The sequence below is a fragment of the Nocardia sp. NPDC056611 genome (genome assembly GCF_042792755.1).
Taxonomy (GTDB): domain Bacteria; phylum Actinomycetota; class Actinomycetes; order Mycobacteriales; family Mycobacteriaceae; genus Nocardia.
Map to the genome: position 1 here is coordinate 464,168 of NZ_JBHTVV010000003.1, position 17,710 is coordinate 481,877.

The window sequence follows — 17,710 nt, forward strand, 5'->3', positions numbered from 1 at the left end:
CGATATGGCTGAGTTCATTTACCAGATGGTGAAGGTGCGAAAGGCGCATGGCGACAAGGTCGTGCTCGACAATGTGACCTTGAACTTCCTTCCCGGCGCGAAGATCGGTGTCGTCGGCCCGAACGGCGCGGGTAAGTCCAGTGTGCTGAAGATCATGGCGGGACTGGACCAGCCGAACAACGGTGATGCCTGGCTCGCGCCGGGCGCGACGGTCGGCATCCTCATGCAGGAGCCGCCGCTCAACGAAGAGAAGACCGTGCGCGGGAACGTCGAGGAGGGCCTCGGCGAGATCAAGGTGAAGCTGGACCGCTTCAACGAGATCGCCGAGCTCATGGCGACCGACTACTCCGACGAGCTGATGGAAGAGATGGGCAAGCTCCAGGAGGAGCTGGACCACGCCGACGCATGGGATGTCGACTCGCAGCTCGAGCAGGCCATGGACGCGCTGCGCTGCCCGCCGCCGGACGAGCCGGTCACCAACCTCTCCGGTGGTGAGCGCCGTCGCGTCGCGCTGTGCAAGCTGCTGCTGAGCAAGCCCGACCTGCTGCTGCTCGACGAGCCCACCAACCACCTCGACGCCGAGTCGGTGCTGTGGCTCGAGCAGTTCCTCGCCTCCTACCCGGGCGCCGTGCTGGCCGTCACCCACGACCGGTACTTCCTCGACAATGTGGCGGAGTGGATCCTCGAGCTGGACCGCGGCCGCACCTTCCCCTACGAGGGCAACTACTCCACCTACCTGGAGAAGAAGGCCGAGCGCCTCGAGGTGCAGGGCAAGAAGGACCAGAAGCTGCAGAAGCGCCTCAAGGAGGAGCTGGCGTGGGTCCGCTCCGGCGCCAAGGCGCGTCAGGCCAAGAACAAGGCGCGTCTGGGCCGCTACGAGGAAATGGCCGCCGAGGCCGAGAAGATGCGCAAGTTGGACTTCGAGGAGATCCAGATCCCGGCCGGTCCGCGCCTGGGCAATGTGGTCGTCGAGGTCGAGAACCTGGACAAGGGCTTCGGCGACCGCCAGCTCATCAAGGATCTGTCGTTCACCCTGCCGCGCAACGGCATCGTCGGTGTCATCGGCCCGAACGGTGTCGGTAAGTCGACGCTGTTCAAGACCATCGTCGGCCTGGAGAACGCGGACAGCGGCAATGTGCGCGTCGGTGACACGGTCAAGCTGAGCTACGTCGACCAGAACCGCGGCGGCATCGACCCGAAGAAGACGGTCTGGCAGGTCGTGTCCGACGGTCTGGACCACATCCAGGTCGGCCAGGTGGAAATGCCTTCCCGCGCTTACGTTTCGGCCTTCGGGTTCAAGGGCCCGGACCAGCAGAAGCCGGCCGGCGTGCTCTCCGGTGGTGAGCGCAACCGCCTGAACCTGGCGCTGACCCTCAAGCAGGGCGGCAACCTGATCCTGCTCGACGAGCCCACCAACGACCTCGACGTCGAGACCCTGAGCTCGCTCGAGAACGCGCTGGAGAACTTCGCGGGCTGCTCGGTGGTCATCTCCCACGACCGCTGGTTCCTGGACCGCACCTGCACGCACATCCTGGCGTGGGAGGGCACCGAGGACAACCCGGCCGCGTGGTTCTGGTTCGAGGGCAACTTCGAGGCCTATGAGGCCAACAAGATCGAGCGCCTCGGCCCGGAAGCCGCCCGTCCGCACCGGGTGACCCACCGCAAGCTCACCCGCGGATAGCGCACCACCCCAACCGAATTCACCGCTCGCCCCCACCCGGAGATCCGGGTGGGGCAGCCGGACCGTGCCGTCATCGGCCGGCTACCGCGGGCTCGGGTTCCGATCCGGCCCGCGGGCGAGCGGTCGGTTGGTCACTTTTGCCTGGCTCGACGGTGTTTGCTGGACGGTTTGCAGTTCGCTGGATGGCGGGCGGTGGCCGAAAAAGTGAACGGTTATCGAACAGCGAACTCAGCGGTTTCGCATTCGCACTAGTGCGTGAAAACTGTTTTGGTGCAAGGTTTGTCGGAGACGACCTGGCGATATCGGGCGAACATCTCACTCATCGAACCGTCCGGTTTGTCGGTATTGCGAGACGCGGCGTGGCATTGACAGGAATTCGACCCGGTACCTCGTGGGTCCAGCTACTCTCGCATCGGCGTCACTTTGTTACGGAACCGAATCCGAGGAGTTGGCGAAATGACGGTCTCGTCCGAATTGTCCAGCAAGGCCTGGGCTGCGAGTTTGCCCAAGTCACTGGGCGGCAACCTCGTGTCCCTCGAGGAGGCGTATTTCCGTCACGTCGACGCCGGCGACGCGGACTGCGCCATTCCCGCGACCTCCACCCACATCTTCCGCTGCCACGTCGATCTGGCCGTGCGGCGCACCCCCGGCACCGCGAATGTCCATGTGTACCAGGCGGATGACGAGGCCGGGCTCGGCGTCGCCATCCAGTTGGTCACCGACGACATGCCGCTGCTCGTCGAGTCCGTCACCGCTTTCCTGAGCCGCATCGGAGTCAGTGTCAGCGAGATCGTGCACCCCATCTTCGAGGTCACCCGAGACGCCACGGGTAGCCTGGAGACCGCGGTGCCGCACGAGGTCGACGGCAACGGCGCGACCGGTCTGCGCGAATCCTGGATGCACGTGCAGCTGCATCCGGCCACCAGCCGCGCCCAACTCGAGCGCATCGAGTCCGCGCTGCCCGACGTGCTCACCGACGTGCGCCGCGTCATCGAGGACACCGAGGCCATGCGCCAGGCCCACGAACGTGTCGCCGATGAACTCGACAGTGCCGCGGCCGCCGGTAGATCCGGCTTCCCGGCGAGCGATCTCACCGAGTGCGCCGACCTGCTGCGCTGGCTGGCGAACGGCCATTTCACCGTGCTCGGCTACTCCCGGTACGAACGCAGCACCGTGGACGGCCAGGCCAAGTCGATCATCGTCCCGGAGACCAGCCTGGGCGTGCTGCGCCCCAATGTCGGCACCGACTTCCGCGTCCCGGACAACAGCGGTGACCAGCCGCTGCTCATGCTGACCCAGGGCCTGGTCCCGGCCACCGTGCACCGCGCCGTCTACCCGTACTTCGTCGGCGTCGCCGAGATGGACGAATCGGGTGTGGTCACCGGTGAACACCTGTTCATCGGTGTTTTCACCGTCACCGCCCTGCACGAGAACGTGCTCGACATCCCGATCATCCGCCGCCGGGTGAAATCCATCATCGAATCCAGCGGCTTCGACCTGGACTCGTTCTCGGGTCAGGAGATGCTCGAGGTCATCCAGTCCTTCCCGCGCGCCGAGCTGTTCTCCTCGCACGGCGACGCGCTGCGCCGCACCGCGAGCGCCGTGCTGAATGTCGGCATGCGCCGCCAGGTCCGTTTGTTCATGCGCCTGGACGGCTACGGCCGCTTCGTGGCCTGCATGGTGTACCTGCCGCGTGACCGCTACACCACCCGCGTGCGCCTCGAGATTCAGGACATCCTGGTGCGCGAACTGGGCGGCGTTTCCATCGACTACTCGGCGCGGGTCTCCGAAAGCGACCTCGCCAGTGTGTATTTCACCGTCCGCCTGCCCGATGAGGGCACCGTGGTCGACACCACCGAGACCAACCGGCTGCGCATCCAGCACCTGCTGTCCGAGGCCAGCCGCACCTGGGACGACCACCTGCGCGACGAGGTGGCCACCTCCTCGGTACTGGATCCGGCCGTGGCACAGCGCTACGCGGAGTCCCTGCCGGAGAGCTACAAGGAGGACTTCGATCCCACCCGCGCCATGGCCGACATCCTGCGTCTGCAGGGCCTGGCCGAGGGCGGCATCGATCAGCACCTCTACCGCTGGCCCGATTCCGCGGCGGGTTCTTGGCGTTTCACCCTCTATGTCGGCGGTGGCGGCATCTCGCTGAGTCAGGTGCTGCCGCTGCTGCAGAGCCTCGGCGTCGAGGTGATCGACGAGCGCCCGCACCAGGTCGACGGTGACCACGGCCCGGAACAGTGGATCTACGACTTCGGTCTGCTGGCTCGCCCCGAACTGCTGCGCAGCGCCCTGGACCGGAACATGGACGCCGAACTGGTCGAGTCCGTGGGTCGCCTCGATGTGCTCGACGCCCAGGTGCGCGGGCTGCGCGAACGCTTCACCGAGGCGTTCGAGGCGCTCTGGTACGGCCGCGCCGAGGCCGACGGTCTCAATGAGCTGGTGCTGCGCGGCGGCCTGAACTGGCGCGCCGTCTCCATCCTGCGCGCCTACTCGAAGTACCTGCAGCAGGCCGGATTCCCGTACAGCCAGGCCGCCATCACCCGCGTGCTGCTGGCGTACCCGGAGGCGGCGAGCATGTTCGTCGACCTGTTCTCCGCGTTCTTCGATCCCGATTCCGCCAATGCCGAGCATGCCGTGGAGCTGGAGGCCGCGGTCCGCCGCCGGATCGACGACGTGGTGAGCCTGGACGCCGACCGCATCCTGCGCGCCATCCTCGGCCTGATCAAGGCCACCCTGCGCACCAACTACTACGTCGTCGACGCCGAGGGCCGGTCGCGGGACTACCTGTCGTTCAAGGTGGAACCGCGCGAGATCACCGAATTGCCCAAGCCCCGTCCGCAATTCGAGATCTTCGTCTACTCGCCGCGGGTCGAGGGCGTGCACCTGCGTTTCGGCCCGGTCGCGCGCGGCGGTCTGCGCTGGTCGGACCGGCTGGAGGATTTCCGCACCGAGATCCTGGGCCTGGTCAAGGCGCAGGCGGTGAAGAACGCCGTGATCGTGCCGGTCGGCGCGAAGGGCGGATTCGTGGTGAAGCAGCCCCCGGCCGCCACCGCCGATCCGGTCGCCGACCGCCAGGCGCTGCAGGCCGAGGGCATCGCCTGCTACCGCACCTTCATCTCGGGCCTGCTCGACGTCACCGACAATGTCGATCGCGCCACCGGCGCGGTGCTGCCCCCCGCCCGGGTGCTGCGCCGCGACGCCGACGACACCTACCTGGTGGTCGCCGCCGACAAGGGCACGGCCACCTTCTCCGATATCGCCAATGACGTTGCCCAGCAGTACGGTTTCTGGCTCGGCGACGCCTTCGCCTCGGGCGGTTCGGTGGGCTACGACCACAAGGCCATGGGCATCACCGCCAAGGGCGCGTGGGAGAGCGTGAAGCGGCATTTCGCCGAGATGGACATCGACACCCAGTCCGAGGATTTCACGGTGGTCGGCGTCGGCGACATGTCCGGGGACGTGTTCGGCAACGGGATGCTGCTCTCGCGGCACATCCGCCTGCTCGCGGCCTTCGACCACCGGCACATCTTCCTGGACCCGAATCCCGACGCCGCCACCTCGTTCGCCGAGCGTGAGCGCATGTTCGCCCTGCCGCGTTCGTCGTGGGCCGACTACGACAGGTTGCTGATCAGCACCGGCGGCGGCGTCTACGACCGCACGGTCAAGTCGATTCCGGTCAGCGAGCAGGTGCGTGCGGCCTTGGGCCTGGCCGCCGATGTCACCTCGCTGTCCCCGCCGGAGATGATCCGCGCCATCCTGTTGGCCCCGGCCCAACTGCTGTGGAACGGCGGTATCGGCACCTACATCAAGGCCTCCACGGAGACCAATGCCGAGGTGGGCGACAAGTCCAACGACGCGGTCCGGGTGAACGCGAACGCGCTGCGCGCCACTGTGATCGGCGAGGGCGGCAACCTGGGTGTCACCGCGCACGGCCGCATCGAGTTCTGCAAGCACGGCGGCAAGATGAACACCGACGCGCTCGACAACTCCGCCGGTGTGGACTGCTCCGACCACGAGGTCAATATCAAGGTCCTGCTCGACGGCGTGGTGTCGGCGGGCGAGCTGTCCCAGGCCGAACGCAATCCGCTGCTGGCGTCGATGACCGACGAGGTGTCGGCGCTCGTACTGCAGGACAACGTGTCGCAGAACTATCTGATGGGCATGTCCCGTGCCGAGGCCCCGCGCATGCTGAATGTGCACCAGCGCCTCATCGAGGATCTCGAGGACCGCCGCGGCCTGGACCGCGAGCTCGAGGCGCTGCCCGCGGACACGGAGCTGAAGCAGCGCATCGAGGAGGGCGCGGGCCTGACCTCACCCGAGTTGTCGAATCTGATGGCGCACGTGAAGCTTTCGCTCAAGGCCGACCTGCTCGCCAGCGATCTGCCCGACACCGCGTACTTCGCGGCACGGGTGTCGCAGTACTTCCCGACCCCACTGCGCACCCGGTTCGGCACCGCCATCAAGCGGCACCGCCTGCGCCGCGAGATCACCAGCACCATGCTGGTGAACGAGGTGGTCGATCTGGGCGGCATCACCTACGCCTTCCGGCTGGGCGAGGAGATCGGGGCGTCGGCCTCCGACGCGGTGCGCGCGTTCACCGCCGCCACCCAGATCTTCGATCTGCACACGGTGTGGAAGACCATTCGCGCCGCGGAGGTCTCCACGGGCATGAAGGACGCGCTGGAGCTGGAGACCAAGCGCACGCTGGACCGCGCCTCGCGCTGGCTGCTCAACAACCGCCCGCAGCCGGTCGCGGTGGGCGCGGAGATCCACCGCTACTCGCAGGGCGTGCGCACACTCGCGCCGAAGGTGCCGAGCTGGCTGCGCGGCCATCACATCGACACGCTCAACGAGCAGTCGCAGGCCATCGCCGAGCAGGGCGTGCCCGCCGAGCTGGCGACGACGGTGTTCGGGCTGCTGAACCAGTTCCCCCTGTTGGACGTGCTCGATATCGCCGATATCACCGATCGCAGCGGTGAGGAGGTGGGCGCGCTGTACTACGCGCTCAACGATCATCTGAAGATCGATTGGCTGTTGCAGGCGGTCAGTCACCTGGAACGCGGCGACCGCTGGCACGCGCTGGCCCGGCTCGCGCTGCGCGACGACATGTACGGCTCGCTGCGCTCACTCACCCTCGACGTGCTCTCCGCCGGCGACCCGGAAGAGACCGCCGAGGAGAAGATTGCATACTGGGAGTCGAAGAATCAGTCCCGATTGGGCCGCGCACGCTCGGCCCTGTCGGAACTTTTCGAGTCCGGAACCCACGACCTGGCCACGCTGTCGGTTGCGGCGCGGCAGGTGCGCAGCATGGTGAGTGGGGTGGGTGCGCAATCGGAGGTACCGCGTTGACGATCGGTTCGCTGAACGGCCTAGCAGCAGGCCCGGGTGTGACGGACATGGCCACACCCGGCCGCTTCCACACCCCCGTGGAGGTCCGCTGGTCGGATATGGACGCCTTCCAGCACATCAACCATGCCCGCATGGTGACGCTGCTGGAGGAAGCCCGGATCCCGTGGCTGTTCCTGGACGAGCGGCCGACCGTGAAGCTGCGGGCCGGTTGTGTGCTGGCCGACCTGCGGGTGCAGTACAAGGGCCAGCTGCGCCACGAGGATTCGCCGCTGGACGTCTCCATGTGGATCGCGCGGCTGCGCGCCGTGGACTTCACCGTCGGCTACGAGGTGCGCGCGGCGGGCGCGGCCCCGGACTCCCCGCCGGCGGTGGTCGCCTCCACCCAGTTGGCCGCCTTCGACATCGACACCCAGCGCCTGCGCCGCCTCACCACCGAGGAACGCGACTACCTGTCGCTGTGGCTGGCCGACTGACCCGAGAACCGTCTTGTCGGGACAGCTGACCCTGCACGTTCCGGATCCCGCGGAACGCGAGAATCTGGCCACCTTCCTCATCCACGCCGTCCGGCTCGACCCGGCGGCGGTCATCCGCCTGCGCCGGCGCGGGGACCGCTTCGTCTCCGCCTGGGCCGCCACCGGATTCGAGGCGCTGGCCGTCCGCACCGTGGTCGCCGAACTCGGGATGGACGATGTGACCGTCGGCGCGGAAACCGTCCTCGCCGGGCTGCACGGGCCTGGCGCGAGCGCCGCGTTCGGGCTGGGCTTCGCCATGGATTCCGCCTGGCACGGGGCCCTGCCGCCGGAGAACGGCTTCGTCCACGTGGAGGATGTGCCCGCGCGCATGCTCGTGGAATTGGCCGAGCGCGGCGCGGAGGTGGCGCAGGAGCACGGCGGGAAACACGGCCCGCCCGCGGCGCTCTTGGACCAGACCGTGCTCACCGTCTCCAATGCCGGTGAGCGGGTCGAGGTGCCGATGCGGGTGGTGTTCGCGCTGGCCGCCATGGATTTCATTCCGCACGGCGGCGAGAAGACCGACTCCCGGCGCATCTCCGTCGACGAGATCGTGCGGGTTCGCGCGGCCCGCACCTGGCTGCGCCTGGACGCTCGCTACGGGTCGGTGGCCCGCCGCCGCGGACCCGCCCTGCCGCTGCTGACGCACTGAGCCCCACGGCCCTTTTCGAAAGATGATGTGTCCCATCGGCTGTTCGGTGGGACACATCGCCGGATCGATCGCCCGTGTCCCCGCTCGCCGCACTACGTTTGGCATATGACAGCTGTCGCGATCGAGACCGGGTGGGTCGACCTGAAGGTCGGAGACACCGTGATGAGCGCCTATGTGGCTCATCCCGCCGAGCCCGGCGCCTACCCGGGAGTCGTTGTCGGACACGAGATCTACGGCTTGCACGCCACCGCGAAGCAGGCCACCGAGCGCATCGCGGCCCTCGGCGCGATCGCCATCCTGCCGGACCTGTTCCATCGGCAGGCGCCGCGCGCCGACCTGGAGTTCGGGGGAGAGGGCCGTGAGCGCGGCCTGGAACTGCTGCGCACGCTGAGCCGACCCGAGGTGCTCTGGGACATCTCCGCGTGCCTGGACGAACTGCGCGGCCGGGAAGCCACCTCCCTGAACATGGTCGGCTTCAGCGCGGGCGGCCACGTCGCCTACTACGCCGCGACGCAACTCCCGCTGGCCGCGACCGCCGCCTTCTATCCCGGCTGGCTCACCAATACCGATATCCCGCTGTCCACCCCCGAGCCGACCATCGAGGCCACCCCCGGCATCACCGGCAGCATCCTGTTGTTCTTCGGCGGCCTGGACCCGCTGATCGACGCCGAGGCGCGGGACGAGCTCGAAGAAGCCTTGACGGCCAATGACATTCCGCACGAGATCGTGGTCTACGAGGATGCCCCGCACGGCTACGTCTACCCGGGCCGCGACTGGTACCGCGCCGAACTCGCCGAGGATTCCTGGACTCGCATCGCGGACCTGCTCGGCCGCTGAGGTTCCCGAGTGGAGAGCTGAGGTTCCCGAGCTGAGAGCTGAGGTTCGCGAGTGGAGATCAGTGCACGCCGAGCATCCGTAGCCCGGCGGTGACGGCCGCGGCCGACAGGATCACCACGATCAGCGGCGCCCGCCGCCAGGTCAGCACGGCCGCGACCAGCACTCCGGCGGGCAGCGCCCACCCGAATGGGCTTCCGCCCGAAGGCATCAGCGTGGTGACGGCCAGCGCGGTGAGCAGCACGACCGAGGCGATTTCGAGCAGCCGGACCGTGCGCGGCGAGATCCGGATGCGGCTCCGCAACAGCGGCCCGGCGAACCGGAACGCGAAGGTGCCCAGGGCCAATGCCATGGTGGCCAGCAACAGGGTCTTGGTCATCGGGCCGCGCTCACGGTCGGATCCGCGGTGGCGTCGTCGGTTCCCGCGCGGCGGGCGACCAGCAGGACCGCGCCCAGCGCGAGCAGGACGGGCAGACCCGCACCGAGGAACGGCGTGGTCGCGGCGGCCACGGCCGCACCGGCCAGAGCGGCAGTGCGGGTGAGGGAGTCACGCAGGGCCGGAAGGACGAGGGAGAACAGCACCGCCGGGAAGACGGCGTCCAGTCCGAAGATGTTCGGGTCGGGAACGACCGAGCCGAGAATCGCGCCGACGGCCGCGCCCAGCGGCCAAGCGGCCAGAACCGCCAGTCCGCACAGCCAGTAGGCGGCGCGACGGCGGTCGCGGTCGGGCTGGGACAATGCCATGGCGACGGATTCGTCGTTCATGACGTGGGTTCCGAGCAGTCGCCGCCAGCCGGTGCCGACCACATCGGGCACGGACAGGCCGTAGGGCACGTGCCGCGCATTGACGAGCAGGCCGGCCAGCACGGCCGCGACCAGCCCGCCACCGGCGGTGAGGATGCCGATGAAGACGAATTCCGAGCCCCCGGCCACCACGGCCACGCTCAGGAGGACCGGCAGCCAGCCGGGCAGTCCCGAGGTCACCGCGGTAGCGCCGTAGGACACGCCGATCAGGGCGACTGCCAGGCAGATCGCCGCGATTCCTGTGAGCACACCCCGATCGAGTGTTCGCCATGCCGAACGCATGTTTTCTATAATGAACACACCCGGCAGGGTTCGTCAAAGGGGGAGTGCCGGAGGGAAGGAGGGAGGCCGTCCGGGACGGTACTGTGAACGCCACCATGACCCAGCAGCCCGACCGCTCCGCACCGGTGTCTCCCGCGGGGGCCTCGGCGTCCTCGCCGGACGCGATGCCCCCGTCTCCGCAGGAGGCGATCGCCGCCGCGCTGCGCCGGGAGCGCGCCCGCTCCGGGCTCTCGCTGACCGAGGTCGCCAAGCGGGCCGGGATCGCGAAATCCACGCTGTCCCAGCTGGAATCGGGCTCCGGCAATCCCAGCATCGAAACCCTGTGGGCGCTGTGCATCGCGCTCGACATCCAGTTCTCGCGGCTGCTCGACCCGCCGACGCCGCAGGTGCAGGTGATTCGCGCGGGCGAGGGCCCGGTGCTCGCCTCGGCCCAATCGGAGTACCGGACCACGCTGCTCGCGGCCTCCCCGCCCGCCGCGCGCCGCGACGTCTATCGCGTCACCGCCGAGCCCGGCCACCCCCGCGACTCGGCGCCGCACTCGCGCGGCGTCGTCGAACACATCGTGCTGTGTGCCGGTCGCGCCAAGGTTGGGCCCGCCGAGGATCCGGTCGAACTCGAACCCGGCGACTACATCTGCTACCCCGGCGATATGCCCCACGTCTTCGAAGCCCTCGAGTCGGGCACCTGGGCGCTGCTGGTCAGCGAATACAGCTGATCCTCGAATAGCCCTGTCGCCGCAGGGTTTTCACTGCACCGCCACCACCAGGCGGACAGTAGATGCACTGCCGCCAGCCCGACGCAGGTGGCGGCCATCGGCCAATTGCGCCGTCCCGCACCGATGATCGCGTCCCCGATCTGGGCCAGCCCGGCCACCACCAGGACCGGCGCGAGCCCGTTGCGCGCCCCGGCTGCGAGCAGGATCAGCACCACGATGCTCAGCGGCACCGCCCGAGCCCCGTATCCGTAGGCGAAAAACCTTGTGCCCGCGTTGATCTGGCCGCCCTCCGGCGCCGCGAGCGCGGGCCGCGCCATGCCCACCACGCTGGAGATTCCGGAGATCAAGGCGACCGCTCCATTGGCGATGGCGATTCCCGTGTACGCGTCCATATCGTTCACTCCAATAATCATTCACACTCTGAATGGTTTGAGCAGAAGTATCATCGGACCCGTGAACGATGTCAAGAAGTCGACCGAGCTGCCGAAGACCGTCGCGTTCCGCCTCGGCACCGTCGGCGCGGTGGTCGCGGACCGCTTCGCCGCGCGCATCGAGCCGCTCGACCTCAAGCCCAAGCACGCGGGCCTGATGACCGCGCTGAGCCACGGCGAGGCCGCCTCGCAGCAGGAGTTGGCGGGCCGGCTCGGCGTCGCGCCGAGTCTGGTGGTGGCGCTGGCCGATCACCTGGAACGGCTGGGCGCGATCGAACGCGTGCGGGACCCCGCCGATCGCCGGCGGCAGGTGCTCACGCTCACCGAACCGGGGTATGCCCTGCTCGCGGCATGTGAGCAGGCCGCGCGGGAACTCGACACGGAGCTCACCGCCGGATTGCGGCCCGGCGAGCGCACGGCTCTACAGCGTGCGCTCGGCGTACTGGCCGCCGAAGCCGGGCTGCCGACAGGCGAATGACGGCTAGGCCGCACCCTCGCCCAGGTACTGCAACCACGTCGGGTCCAGTTCGGAGCTGGCCGACAGCAGCCGCCAGTGCGGGCCCTTGGGCGCGACCATCGGATGGTGCAGGGCCCAGCCCAGTTCACTCAGCAGCTTGTCCGCTTTGCGGTGATTGCAGGGCGCGCAGGACGCCACACAGTTCTCCCACGAGTGGGCTCCGCCGCGGCTGCGCGGAATGACGTGATCGATGGTCTCGGCCTTGCCGCCGCAATAGGCGCAGCGGTAGCGGTCGCGATGCATGAGGGCGGCGCGGGTCATGGGTACCCGTGCCCGGTACGGAACGCGCACGTAGTTGCGTAGTCGGATGACCGAGGGGAGCGACACCGAGGTCCCGGCGGAATGCACGACCGGACCCTCCGGATTGTCGTGCACGGTATCGGCCTTGTCGCAGATCAGCAGCACGATGGCGCGGCGCGCGGACAGGGCCGTGAGTGGCTCGTACGTGGCGTTGAGCAGCAGCACGCGGCGTTTGGCCCAGGCGGGAACGGGTGCTGCGGTGGGTGGGTGGTGCGAGTGTTCGCGGTGGTCGCCCGGATGGGCGGGCTCGGGATGAGCGCCCGGATGATGCTCGGCATGAGAATGTTCGGACAGTAAGTGCAGCGGAGTAGCCCCCGACCCACGATTGTGGACATCGGCGGGCTGGAGTTGTCGATGCGTCCGCGCCTCACGGGCGCCGTGCCGCTGCTTCATGGGCCATACCCCGGTTTCGTATTCGTCCGATTGTGTGGTATCTCGGCAGACTGCCACCCAGTTGACCATGGAACGGCGCACAATGCCATCTCTTTCGACACATTGTCAGACACATTCGGATGAACACCGCGTGACGGTGTTTTATCTGCCCCTCCGCTGCGCTCCAGGGCAGGTTCGCGGCCCCCGAAGTCTCGATTCTTCCCTCCTCCGCTCCTCCGCTTCGCTCCCCCGCTCCGTCAGTCCAGAATCGAGACGGGCCGCGAACTTCGGGCGGGTGCGGGGGCTAATTAGACTCGAGGCGTGACTTCCGGCGAGCAGACTCAGATCTCCTTCTTCGAGGCCGTGGGCGGGCAGGCGACGTTCCATCGGATCGTAGCCGCGTTCTACCGCGAAGTGGCCGCGGACGAGGTGCTGCGGCCGCTGTACCCGGAAGAGGATCTGGGTCCCGCCGAGCGCCGGCTGCGGATGTTCCTGGAGCAGTACTGGGGTGGCCCGCGGACCTACTCCGACGAGCGTGGCCACCCGCGGCTGCGGATGCGGCACCACCCGTTCAAGGTGGGTCCGATCGAGCGGGACGCGTGGCTGCGGGCCATGCACATCGCGGTGGCGGAGATCGAGCCGGAGGTGCTCGACGACGCGCATCGCAAGCAGCTGCTCGACTACTTCGAGATGGCCGCCAATTCGCTCATGAACTCGCCTTTCTGATTCGTACTTCAGAAATCGCAGCGCCCCATGAGGATTCCGGCCGGTCGTGGCTGTCCGCTGATCATTTGCTGAAACTGGACAAGTCCTTCGGACGCGGCCGCGAAGGCCGCTGTGCTTTGGCACCATTACCGCTGTGACGGACAATCTCGCCGAAATCCCCTGGTGGCGGTCGGCCGTGTTCTACCAGGTGTATCCCCGTTCGTTCGCGGACTCCGACGGCGACGGCGTGGGCGATTTAGGTGGATTGCGTGACAAGCTGGGCTATTTGGAGCTGCTCGGCGTGGACGCTCTGTGGATCTGCCCGGTGATGCGCTCGCCCATGGCCGACGGCGGCTACGACGTGTCCGACCCGCGCGACATCGACCCGCTGTTCGGCGGTCAGGCCGCCCTGGACGAGGTCATCGCCGAGGCGCACGACCGGCGCATGCGGGTGACCATGGACCTGGTCCCGAACCACACCAGCGATCAGCACCGGTGGTTCCGGGAGGCGCTGGCGGCCGGGCCGGGCAGCCCGGAGCGGGCGCGCTACTGGTTCCGGGACGGCCGCGGCCCGGATGGCGCACTGCCGCCGAACAATTGGCCGAGCATCTTCGGCGGCCCGGCCTGGACCCGGGTGTACGAACCCGACGGCAGGCCCGGGCAGTGGTATCTGCACATCTTCGCGCCCGAGCAGCCGGACCTGAACTGGGAAAACCAGGAGGTCGCAACCGATTTCGAACAGACCTTGCGGTTTTGGCTGGATCGCGGCGTGGACGGTTTCCGCCTGGATGTCGCGCACGGCATGGCCAAACCCCCGGGCCTGCCGGACATGGAGCGCATCGACACCCGCATGCTGCACCTCGAGGACGACGATCCGCGGTTCAACAACGCGGGGGTGCACGAGATCCACCGGCGCGTGCGCAAGGTGATGGACGAGTATCCGCACGCGGTCGCCATCGGTGAGGTGTGGGTCAACGACAACGCCCGCTTCGGTGAGTACGTGCGCGCCGACGAACTGCACCTGGCCTTCAACTTCCGTCTCGCCCAGACGCCCTTCGATCCGGAACGCATTCGCACGGCCGTGGACAATTCGCTGCACGCGGTGGCGGGCGTCGGCGCGACGCCCACCTGGACGCTGTCCAACCACGACATCGAACGCGAGGTCACCCGCTACGGTGACGGCCCGGTCGGGCAGGCCCGGGCGCGGGCCATGATCATGCTGGAGCTGGCGCTGCCGGGCGCGGTATTCGTCTACAACGGAGCCGAATTGGGCCTGGCCAATGTGGACGATCTGCCGGAGTGGGCGCTGCGCGACCCCACCTGGGAGCGATCCGGTCACACCGTGCGCGGCCGCGACGGCTGCCGGGTGCCGCTGCCCTGGGAGGGTGCGCGGCCGCCGTTCGGGTTCACGACGGGTGAACCGTGGTTGCCGATGCCGCCGGAGTGGGCGGGGGCGAGCGTGGAGCGGCAGCTGGAACGGGTGGATTCCATGCTGTCGCTGTACCGGATGGCGATCGAATTGCGGGCCGTCCGTCCGGAATTCGCCGGGTCGGGTGTCGAGTGGTACGGGAGCCCGCCGGGCTGTCTGGCGTTTCGGCGCGCGGGCGGGCTGTTGTGCGTGCTCAATGCGACCGGCACGCCGATTCTGCTGCCCGCGGGGGAGGTGTTGCTGACCAGCGCTCCGCTGGCCGGTCGCAAACTTCCGGCGAACTCGACTGCCTGGTTGGTCTGATCGGCGAGGTTCCGCCGGTCCGAAAGGTGAATGTCACGACACGGCCGCACTAACCCTTACCGGTCGTAGTAGTCGCGGGGCGATCGACTACCGTTGGGCCGTGAGCATTCTCCAGACAGTGCTGATCTACGTCGGCATCCCGGTCGCGATCTATCTCGCGATCGCCGGATTGTCGTTCCTCGGCAAGCCGCTGCCCGGCGAGAAGCCGGAACACTACGAACTCGGTGCGAAGTGGACCCAGCCTCCGGTGCTGTGGAGCGCGACCGACGAGGTGACCGGGTCCGGCCACCACGACACTGCTGATTCGCATGGACACCATGCGGCTATCGAAACCGCCAACGCGGAGCTGATCGGAGGCCGGGCAAGTGGCAAGTTCTAATTGGCCCGTGGTGAACGAGGCCGACCTGCCCCACGGTTGGGCCCTCACCGCCAGCGGACGCGTCTCCGGCGTGCACGAGGCCGGCGACGTCTTCAAGGAAGCGCCGTTCAGCGACCGTGAGCGGCTGCTCATGGACAATGCCCTCACCGACGCCACCCGCGCCACCAAGGTGCGCTTCAACGTCTACATCGGCGACCTGGGCGCCGACTCCGCCGCCGGCGTGGACGCGCTGTTCCCGGCCACCCCGGAGGCCGCCCGCTCGGTCCTGATCGCGGTGGACCCGAACACCAGCTCCGTCGAGGTCCGCTCCGGCCACGAGATCGCCGAGCGCGCCAACGACCGCGTCTGCCAGCTCGGCGCGACAGCCGCCACCAGCTCCTTCCGCCAGGGTGAGCTGATCGACGGCCTGGTCTCCGCGGTGCGCGTGATGGCCGCCGCCATCGGCCGCGTCTAGCCGGTTCCGATTCGACGAGGGACGCCCGGGGCTCGAGCCCCGGGCGTCCCTCGCGTTCGCTGGGCCTTCGAGTATTCGCGGGGCCTTCGAGTGTTTGCCGGGCCTTCGAGTGTTCGCCGCGGAGTTCGCTCTGAGCAGATCGAGGCGCGACGGCCGGGCCAGGCACTTTACGCTCGGTGTATGTCCGAGCATCCGCGCCTGAAGGCGCTTCCTGGTGGTCTGGATCGAGCAGGCCGGTCGGTTCGGCCCGCGGCATCACCCGCGCCCGTCCGCGAGCGCACGGACCGGGAACCGCTGTGGCGCGAGGCGCTCGGCGAGCGACTGCGCTCGATGCGGCTGGACCTGGGGGAGAAGCTCACCGAAACCGCTGGGCGGGCCGGGATCTCGCCGCAGTACCTCTCCGAGGTCGAGCGCGGCCGCAAGGAACCGTCGAGCGAGATGATCGCCGCGCTGGCCGGAGCCCTCGGCATCAGCGTGGGCGGACTCACCCGCCAGGTCGCCGAGGAGCTGCTGCGGACCCGCCTGGCCCCCGCCGCACCGCCCGCGGTGCCCCACCGCTACGCCGGTCAGGTCATGCTGTCACTGGCCGCCTGACCCGCGCACCGGCCGCCCGCGCCGCGCCGCCGCGCGAGTCAGCCGTTGCCGCGCAGCCTCCGGAGACCGTGCACCACAGTCCGGTGGACCGCAATTGGTTGTGGATCAAGACAATTCGTGACGGCCGGTTCGGGTCACGGTCTCCTCGCCGAATGGTGCGGAGGCGGGGCTCGCCATCACCACGAGTGCGAACCGACGGCTCTCAGCGCGGGCCGAGCAGTTGGTCGGCGAGGCCGTAGGCGATGGCGGTTTCGGCGGTGAAGACACGGTCGCGGTCGGTATCGCGGCGGAGGGTTTCGGCGGGTTGGCCGGTGTGGGTGGTGAGGATGGCTTCGATCTGGGCGCGCATGCGGACGATTTCGTCGGCCTGGAGGATGAGGTCGGGGATGGTGCCCTGTCCTCGGATCGCGGGCTGGTGCAGGACGATTCGGGAATGCGGGAGCACGTTGCGGCGGCCTTTCGCGCCACCGGCGAGCAGGACCGCGCCGACGGCGATGGCCTGGCCGACGCAGGTGGTCACGACGGGTGACGAGATGTGCTGCATGGTGTCGTAGATGGCGAGCATGGCGGGCAGTTCGCCGCCCTCGCAATTGATGTAGAGGTTGATGTCCTGCCCCGGGCTCTCCGCGTCCAGGTGCAGGAGTTGCGCGATGAGGGCGTTGGCGACGCCGGAGTCGATGGGGGTGCCGAGGTAGACGATGCGCTCGTTGAGCAGGTGCGAGTAGACGTCCATGATCCGTTCACCGCGCGGGTCGCGGGTGATGACGTTCGGAATCGTGTAGGTGCTCATGCCGAGATCCCCAGTTTCTGTCGCGCGGGGACCACCTGGTGGAAGGAGTCCACGATGTGGTCGATGAAGCCGTAGTCGCGGGCCTGTTCCGCGGTGAACCAGCGGTCGTGGAGCGAGTCCTCGAAGATCTGGTCGTAGGGCTGGCCGGTGTCCTCGGCGATCAGGCCGAGCACGGTCTGCACCGTGTAGCGCAGGTCGTCGGCCTGGACCTCCACCTCGACGGCGCTGCCGCCGATGCCCGCCGAGCCCTGATGCATGAGGATGCGGGCGTGCGGCAGGGCGTAGCGGTGGCCGGGGGTGCCCGCCGAGAGCAGGAATTGTCCCGCGCTGCACGACAATCCGAGCGCCAGCGTCGACACCGGGCACGGCACCAGGCGCATCACGTCGCGGATGGCGAGCATGGCCGGCACCGAGCCGCCGGGCGAGTGGATCCACAGCGAGATCCCCGCCTCCGGGTCCTCCGCCGCCAGCGTCAGTAGCTGGGTCATCAGCAGCGTGCCGTTGTCGTCGTCGAGCCCGCCGTCCAGCACCAGGACCCGCCGGGCGAAGAGTTGTTCTCTGGTGCTCCAGTTGAACATCGGAGTCTTGTTGTCTGCCATG

18 protein-coding genes are annotated in these 17,710 nt (G+C 68.4%); 12 read left to right on the forward strand and 6 right to left on the reverse strand.

Annotated features, from left to right (window positions below; all coding sequences use genetic code 11):
- The first annotated feature begins 4 nt into the window (after positions 1 to 4).
- The 5 genes from ettA (at position 5) to ACFRAQ_RS18600 (ending at position 9,037) form a co-directional block, all read left to right on the forward strand.
- Positions 5 to 1,681, forward strand: coding sequence for an energy-dependent translational throttle protein EttA (gene ettA / locus ACFRAQ_RS18580; protein ID WP_357090328.1), 1,677 nt, complete (start codon positions 5 to 7; stop codon positions 1,679 to 1,681).
- A 456-nt stretch (positions 1,682 to 2,137) separates the two neighbouring features.
- Positions 2,138 to 7,039, forward strand: a complete 4,902-nt coding sequence (locus ACFRAQ_RS18585) for an NAD-glutamate dehydrogenase (protein ID WP_379101121.1) — start codon at positions 2,138 to 2,140, stop codon at positions 7,037 to 7,039.
- A gap of 47 nt (positions 7,040 to 7,086) precedes the next feature.
- Positions 7,087 to 7,512, forward strand: a complete 426-nt coding sequence (locus tag ACFRAQ_RS18590) for an acyl-CoA thioesterase (protein WP_379101123.1) — start codon at positions 7,087 to 7,089, stop codon at positions 7,510 to 7,512.
- Between the two features lie 13 nt (positions 7,513 to 7,525).
- On the forward strand, positions 7,526 to 8,200 hold the full coding sequence (locus ACFRAQ_RS18595) for a hypothetical protein (protein ID WP_379101126.1): 675 nt from the start codon (positions 7,526 to 7,528) through the stop codon (positions 8,198 to 8,200).
- A 105-nt stretch (positions 8,201 to 8,305) separates the two neighbouring features.
- Positions 8,306 to 9,037: a dienelactone hydrolase family protein gene (locus tag ACFRAQ_RS18600; RefSeq protein WP_379101128.1), complete on the forward strand. Its 732-nt coding sequence runs from the start codon at positions 8,306 to 8,308 to the stop codon at positions 9,035 to 9,037.
- 58 nt (positions 9,038 to 9,095) lie between these two features.
- On the opposite strand, the gene ACFRAQ_RS18605 is transcribed toward ACFRAQ_RS18600, so the two are convergent.
- Positions 9,096 to 9,413 carry an AzlD domain-containing protein gene (locus ACFRAQ_RS18605; RefSeq protein WP_379101130.1) on the reverse strand — a complete coding sequence of 106 codons (318 nt, stop codon included), beginning with the start codon at positions 9,411 to 9,413 and terminating at the stop codon, positions 9,096 to 9,098.
- Entirely contained in the window at positions 9,410 to 10,120 is a 711-nt protein-coding gene (locus tag ACFRAQ_RS18610) for an AzlC family ABC transporter permease (RefSeq protein ID WP_379101132.1), read from the reverse strand. Before ACFRAQ_RS18610 ends, ACFRAQ_RS18605 begins: the two co-directional genes overlap by 4 nt.
- A 164-nt stretch (positions 10,121 to 10,284) precedes the next feature.
- Here ACFRAQ_RS18610 and ACFRAQ_RS18615 point away from each other — a divergent pair, with 164 nt between their 5' ends.
- The gene (locus ACFRAQ_RS18615; protein WP_379102149.1) at positions 10,285 to 10,836 is read left to right on the forward strand and encodes a helix-turn-helix domain-containing protein; all 552 of its coding nucleotides are present in this window, start codon (positions 10,285 to 10,287) and stop codon (positions 10,834 to 10,836) included.
- Here the strand turns inward: ACFRAQ_RS18615 and ACFRAQ_RS18620 are convergent.
- Positions 10,758 to 11,228: a hypothetical protein gene (locus ACFRAQ_RS18620; RefSeq protein WP_379101134.1), complete on the reverse strand. Its 471-nt coding sequence runs from the start codon at positions 11,226 to 11,228 to the stop codon at positions 10,758 to 10,760. The genes ACFRAQ_RS18615 and ACFRAQ_RS18620 overlap by 79 nt on opposite strands.
- Positions 11,229 to 11,289: 61 nt before the next feature.
- Here ACFRAQ_RS18620 and ACFRAQ_RS18625 point away from each other — a divergent pair, with 61 nt between their 5' ends.
- A complete protein-coding gene (locus tag ACFRAQ_RS18625; protein WP_379101136.1) occupies positions 11,290 to 11,745 on the forward strand; it encodes a MarR family winged helix-turn-helix transcriptional regulator in 456 nt (151 codons plus the stop codon).
- Between the two features lie 3 nt (positions 11,746 to 11,748).
- Here ACFRAQ_RS18625 and ACFRAQ_RS18630 read toward each other — a convergent pair whose 3' ends face one another.
- On the reverse strand, positions 11,749 to 12,477 hold the full coding sequence (locus ACFRAQ_RS18630) for an HNH endonuclease (RefSeq protein ID WP_357279914.1): 729 nt from the start codon (positions 12,475 to 12,477) through the stop codon (positions 11,749 to 11,751).
- Positions 12,478 to 12,777: 300 nt separating this feature from the next.
- On the opposite strand from ACFRAQ_RS18630, the gene ACFRAQ_RS18635 reads away from it, so the two are divergent.
- The 5 genes from ACFRAQ_RS18635 (at position 12,778) to ACFRAQ_RS18655 (ending at position 16,320) form a co-directional block, all read left to right on the forward strand.
- Positions 12,778 to 13,182 (forward strand): globin, encoded by a 405-nt coding sequence (locus ACFRAQ_RS18635; protein WP_357279911.1) that lies wholly within the window; start codon positions 12,778 to 12,780, stop codon positions 13,180 to 13,182.
- Positions 13,183 to 13,315: 133 nt separating this feature from the next.
- Positions 13,316 to 14,893, forward strand: a complete 1,578-nt coding sequence (locus tag ACFRAQ_RS18640) for a glycoside hydrolase family 13 protein (RefSeq protein ID WP_379101139.1) — start codon at positions 13,316 to 13,318, stop codon at positions 14,891 to 14,893.
- A gap of 100 nt (positions 14,894 to 14,993) precedes the next feature.
- Entirely contained in the window at positions 14,994 to 15,272 is a 279-nt protein-coding gene (locus ACFRAQ_RS18645; RefSeq protein ID WP_357090307.1) for a hypothetical protein, read from the forward strand.
- A 10-nt stretch (positions 15,273 to 15,282) separates the two neighbouring features.
- On the forward strand, positions 15,283 to 15,726 hold the full coding sequence (locus ACFRAQ_RS18650) for a DUF5130 domain-containing protein (RefSeq protein ID WP_379102151.1): 444 nt from the start codon (positions 15,283 to 15,285) through the stop codon (positions 15,724 to 15,726).
- 180 nt (positions 15,727 to 15,906) lie between these two features.
- A complete protein-coding gene (locus tag ACFRAQ_RS18655; RefSeq protein ID WP_379101141.1) occupies positions 15,907 to 16,320 on the forward strand; it encodes a helix-turn-helix domain-containing protein in 414 nt (137 codons plus the stop codon).
- Between the two features lie 202 nt (positions 16,321 to 16,522).
- On the opposite strand, the gene ACFRAQ_RS18660 is transcribed toward ACFRAQ_RS18655, so the two are convergent.
- Together ACFRAQ_RS18660 and ACFRAQ_RS18665 are read right to left on the reverse strand one after the other, a co-directional pair.
- Complete coding sequence (locus ACFRAQ_RS18660) at positions 16,523 to 17,110, reverse strand: ClpP family protease (RefSeq protein WP_379101143.1); 588 nt, start codon at positions 17,108 to 17,110, stop codon at positions 16,523 to 16,525.
- Entirely contained in the window at positions 17,107 to 17,709 is a 603-nt protein-coding gene (locus ACFRAQ_RS18665; RefSeq protein ID WP_379101145.1) for a ClpP family protease, read from the reverse strand. Before ACFRAQ_RS18665 ends, ACFRAQ_RS18660 begins: the two co-directional genes overlap by 4 nt.
- Between the last annotated feature and the right edge of the window lies 1 nt (position 17,710).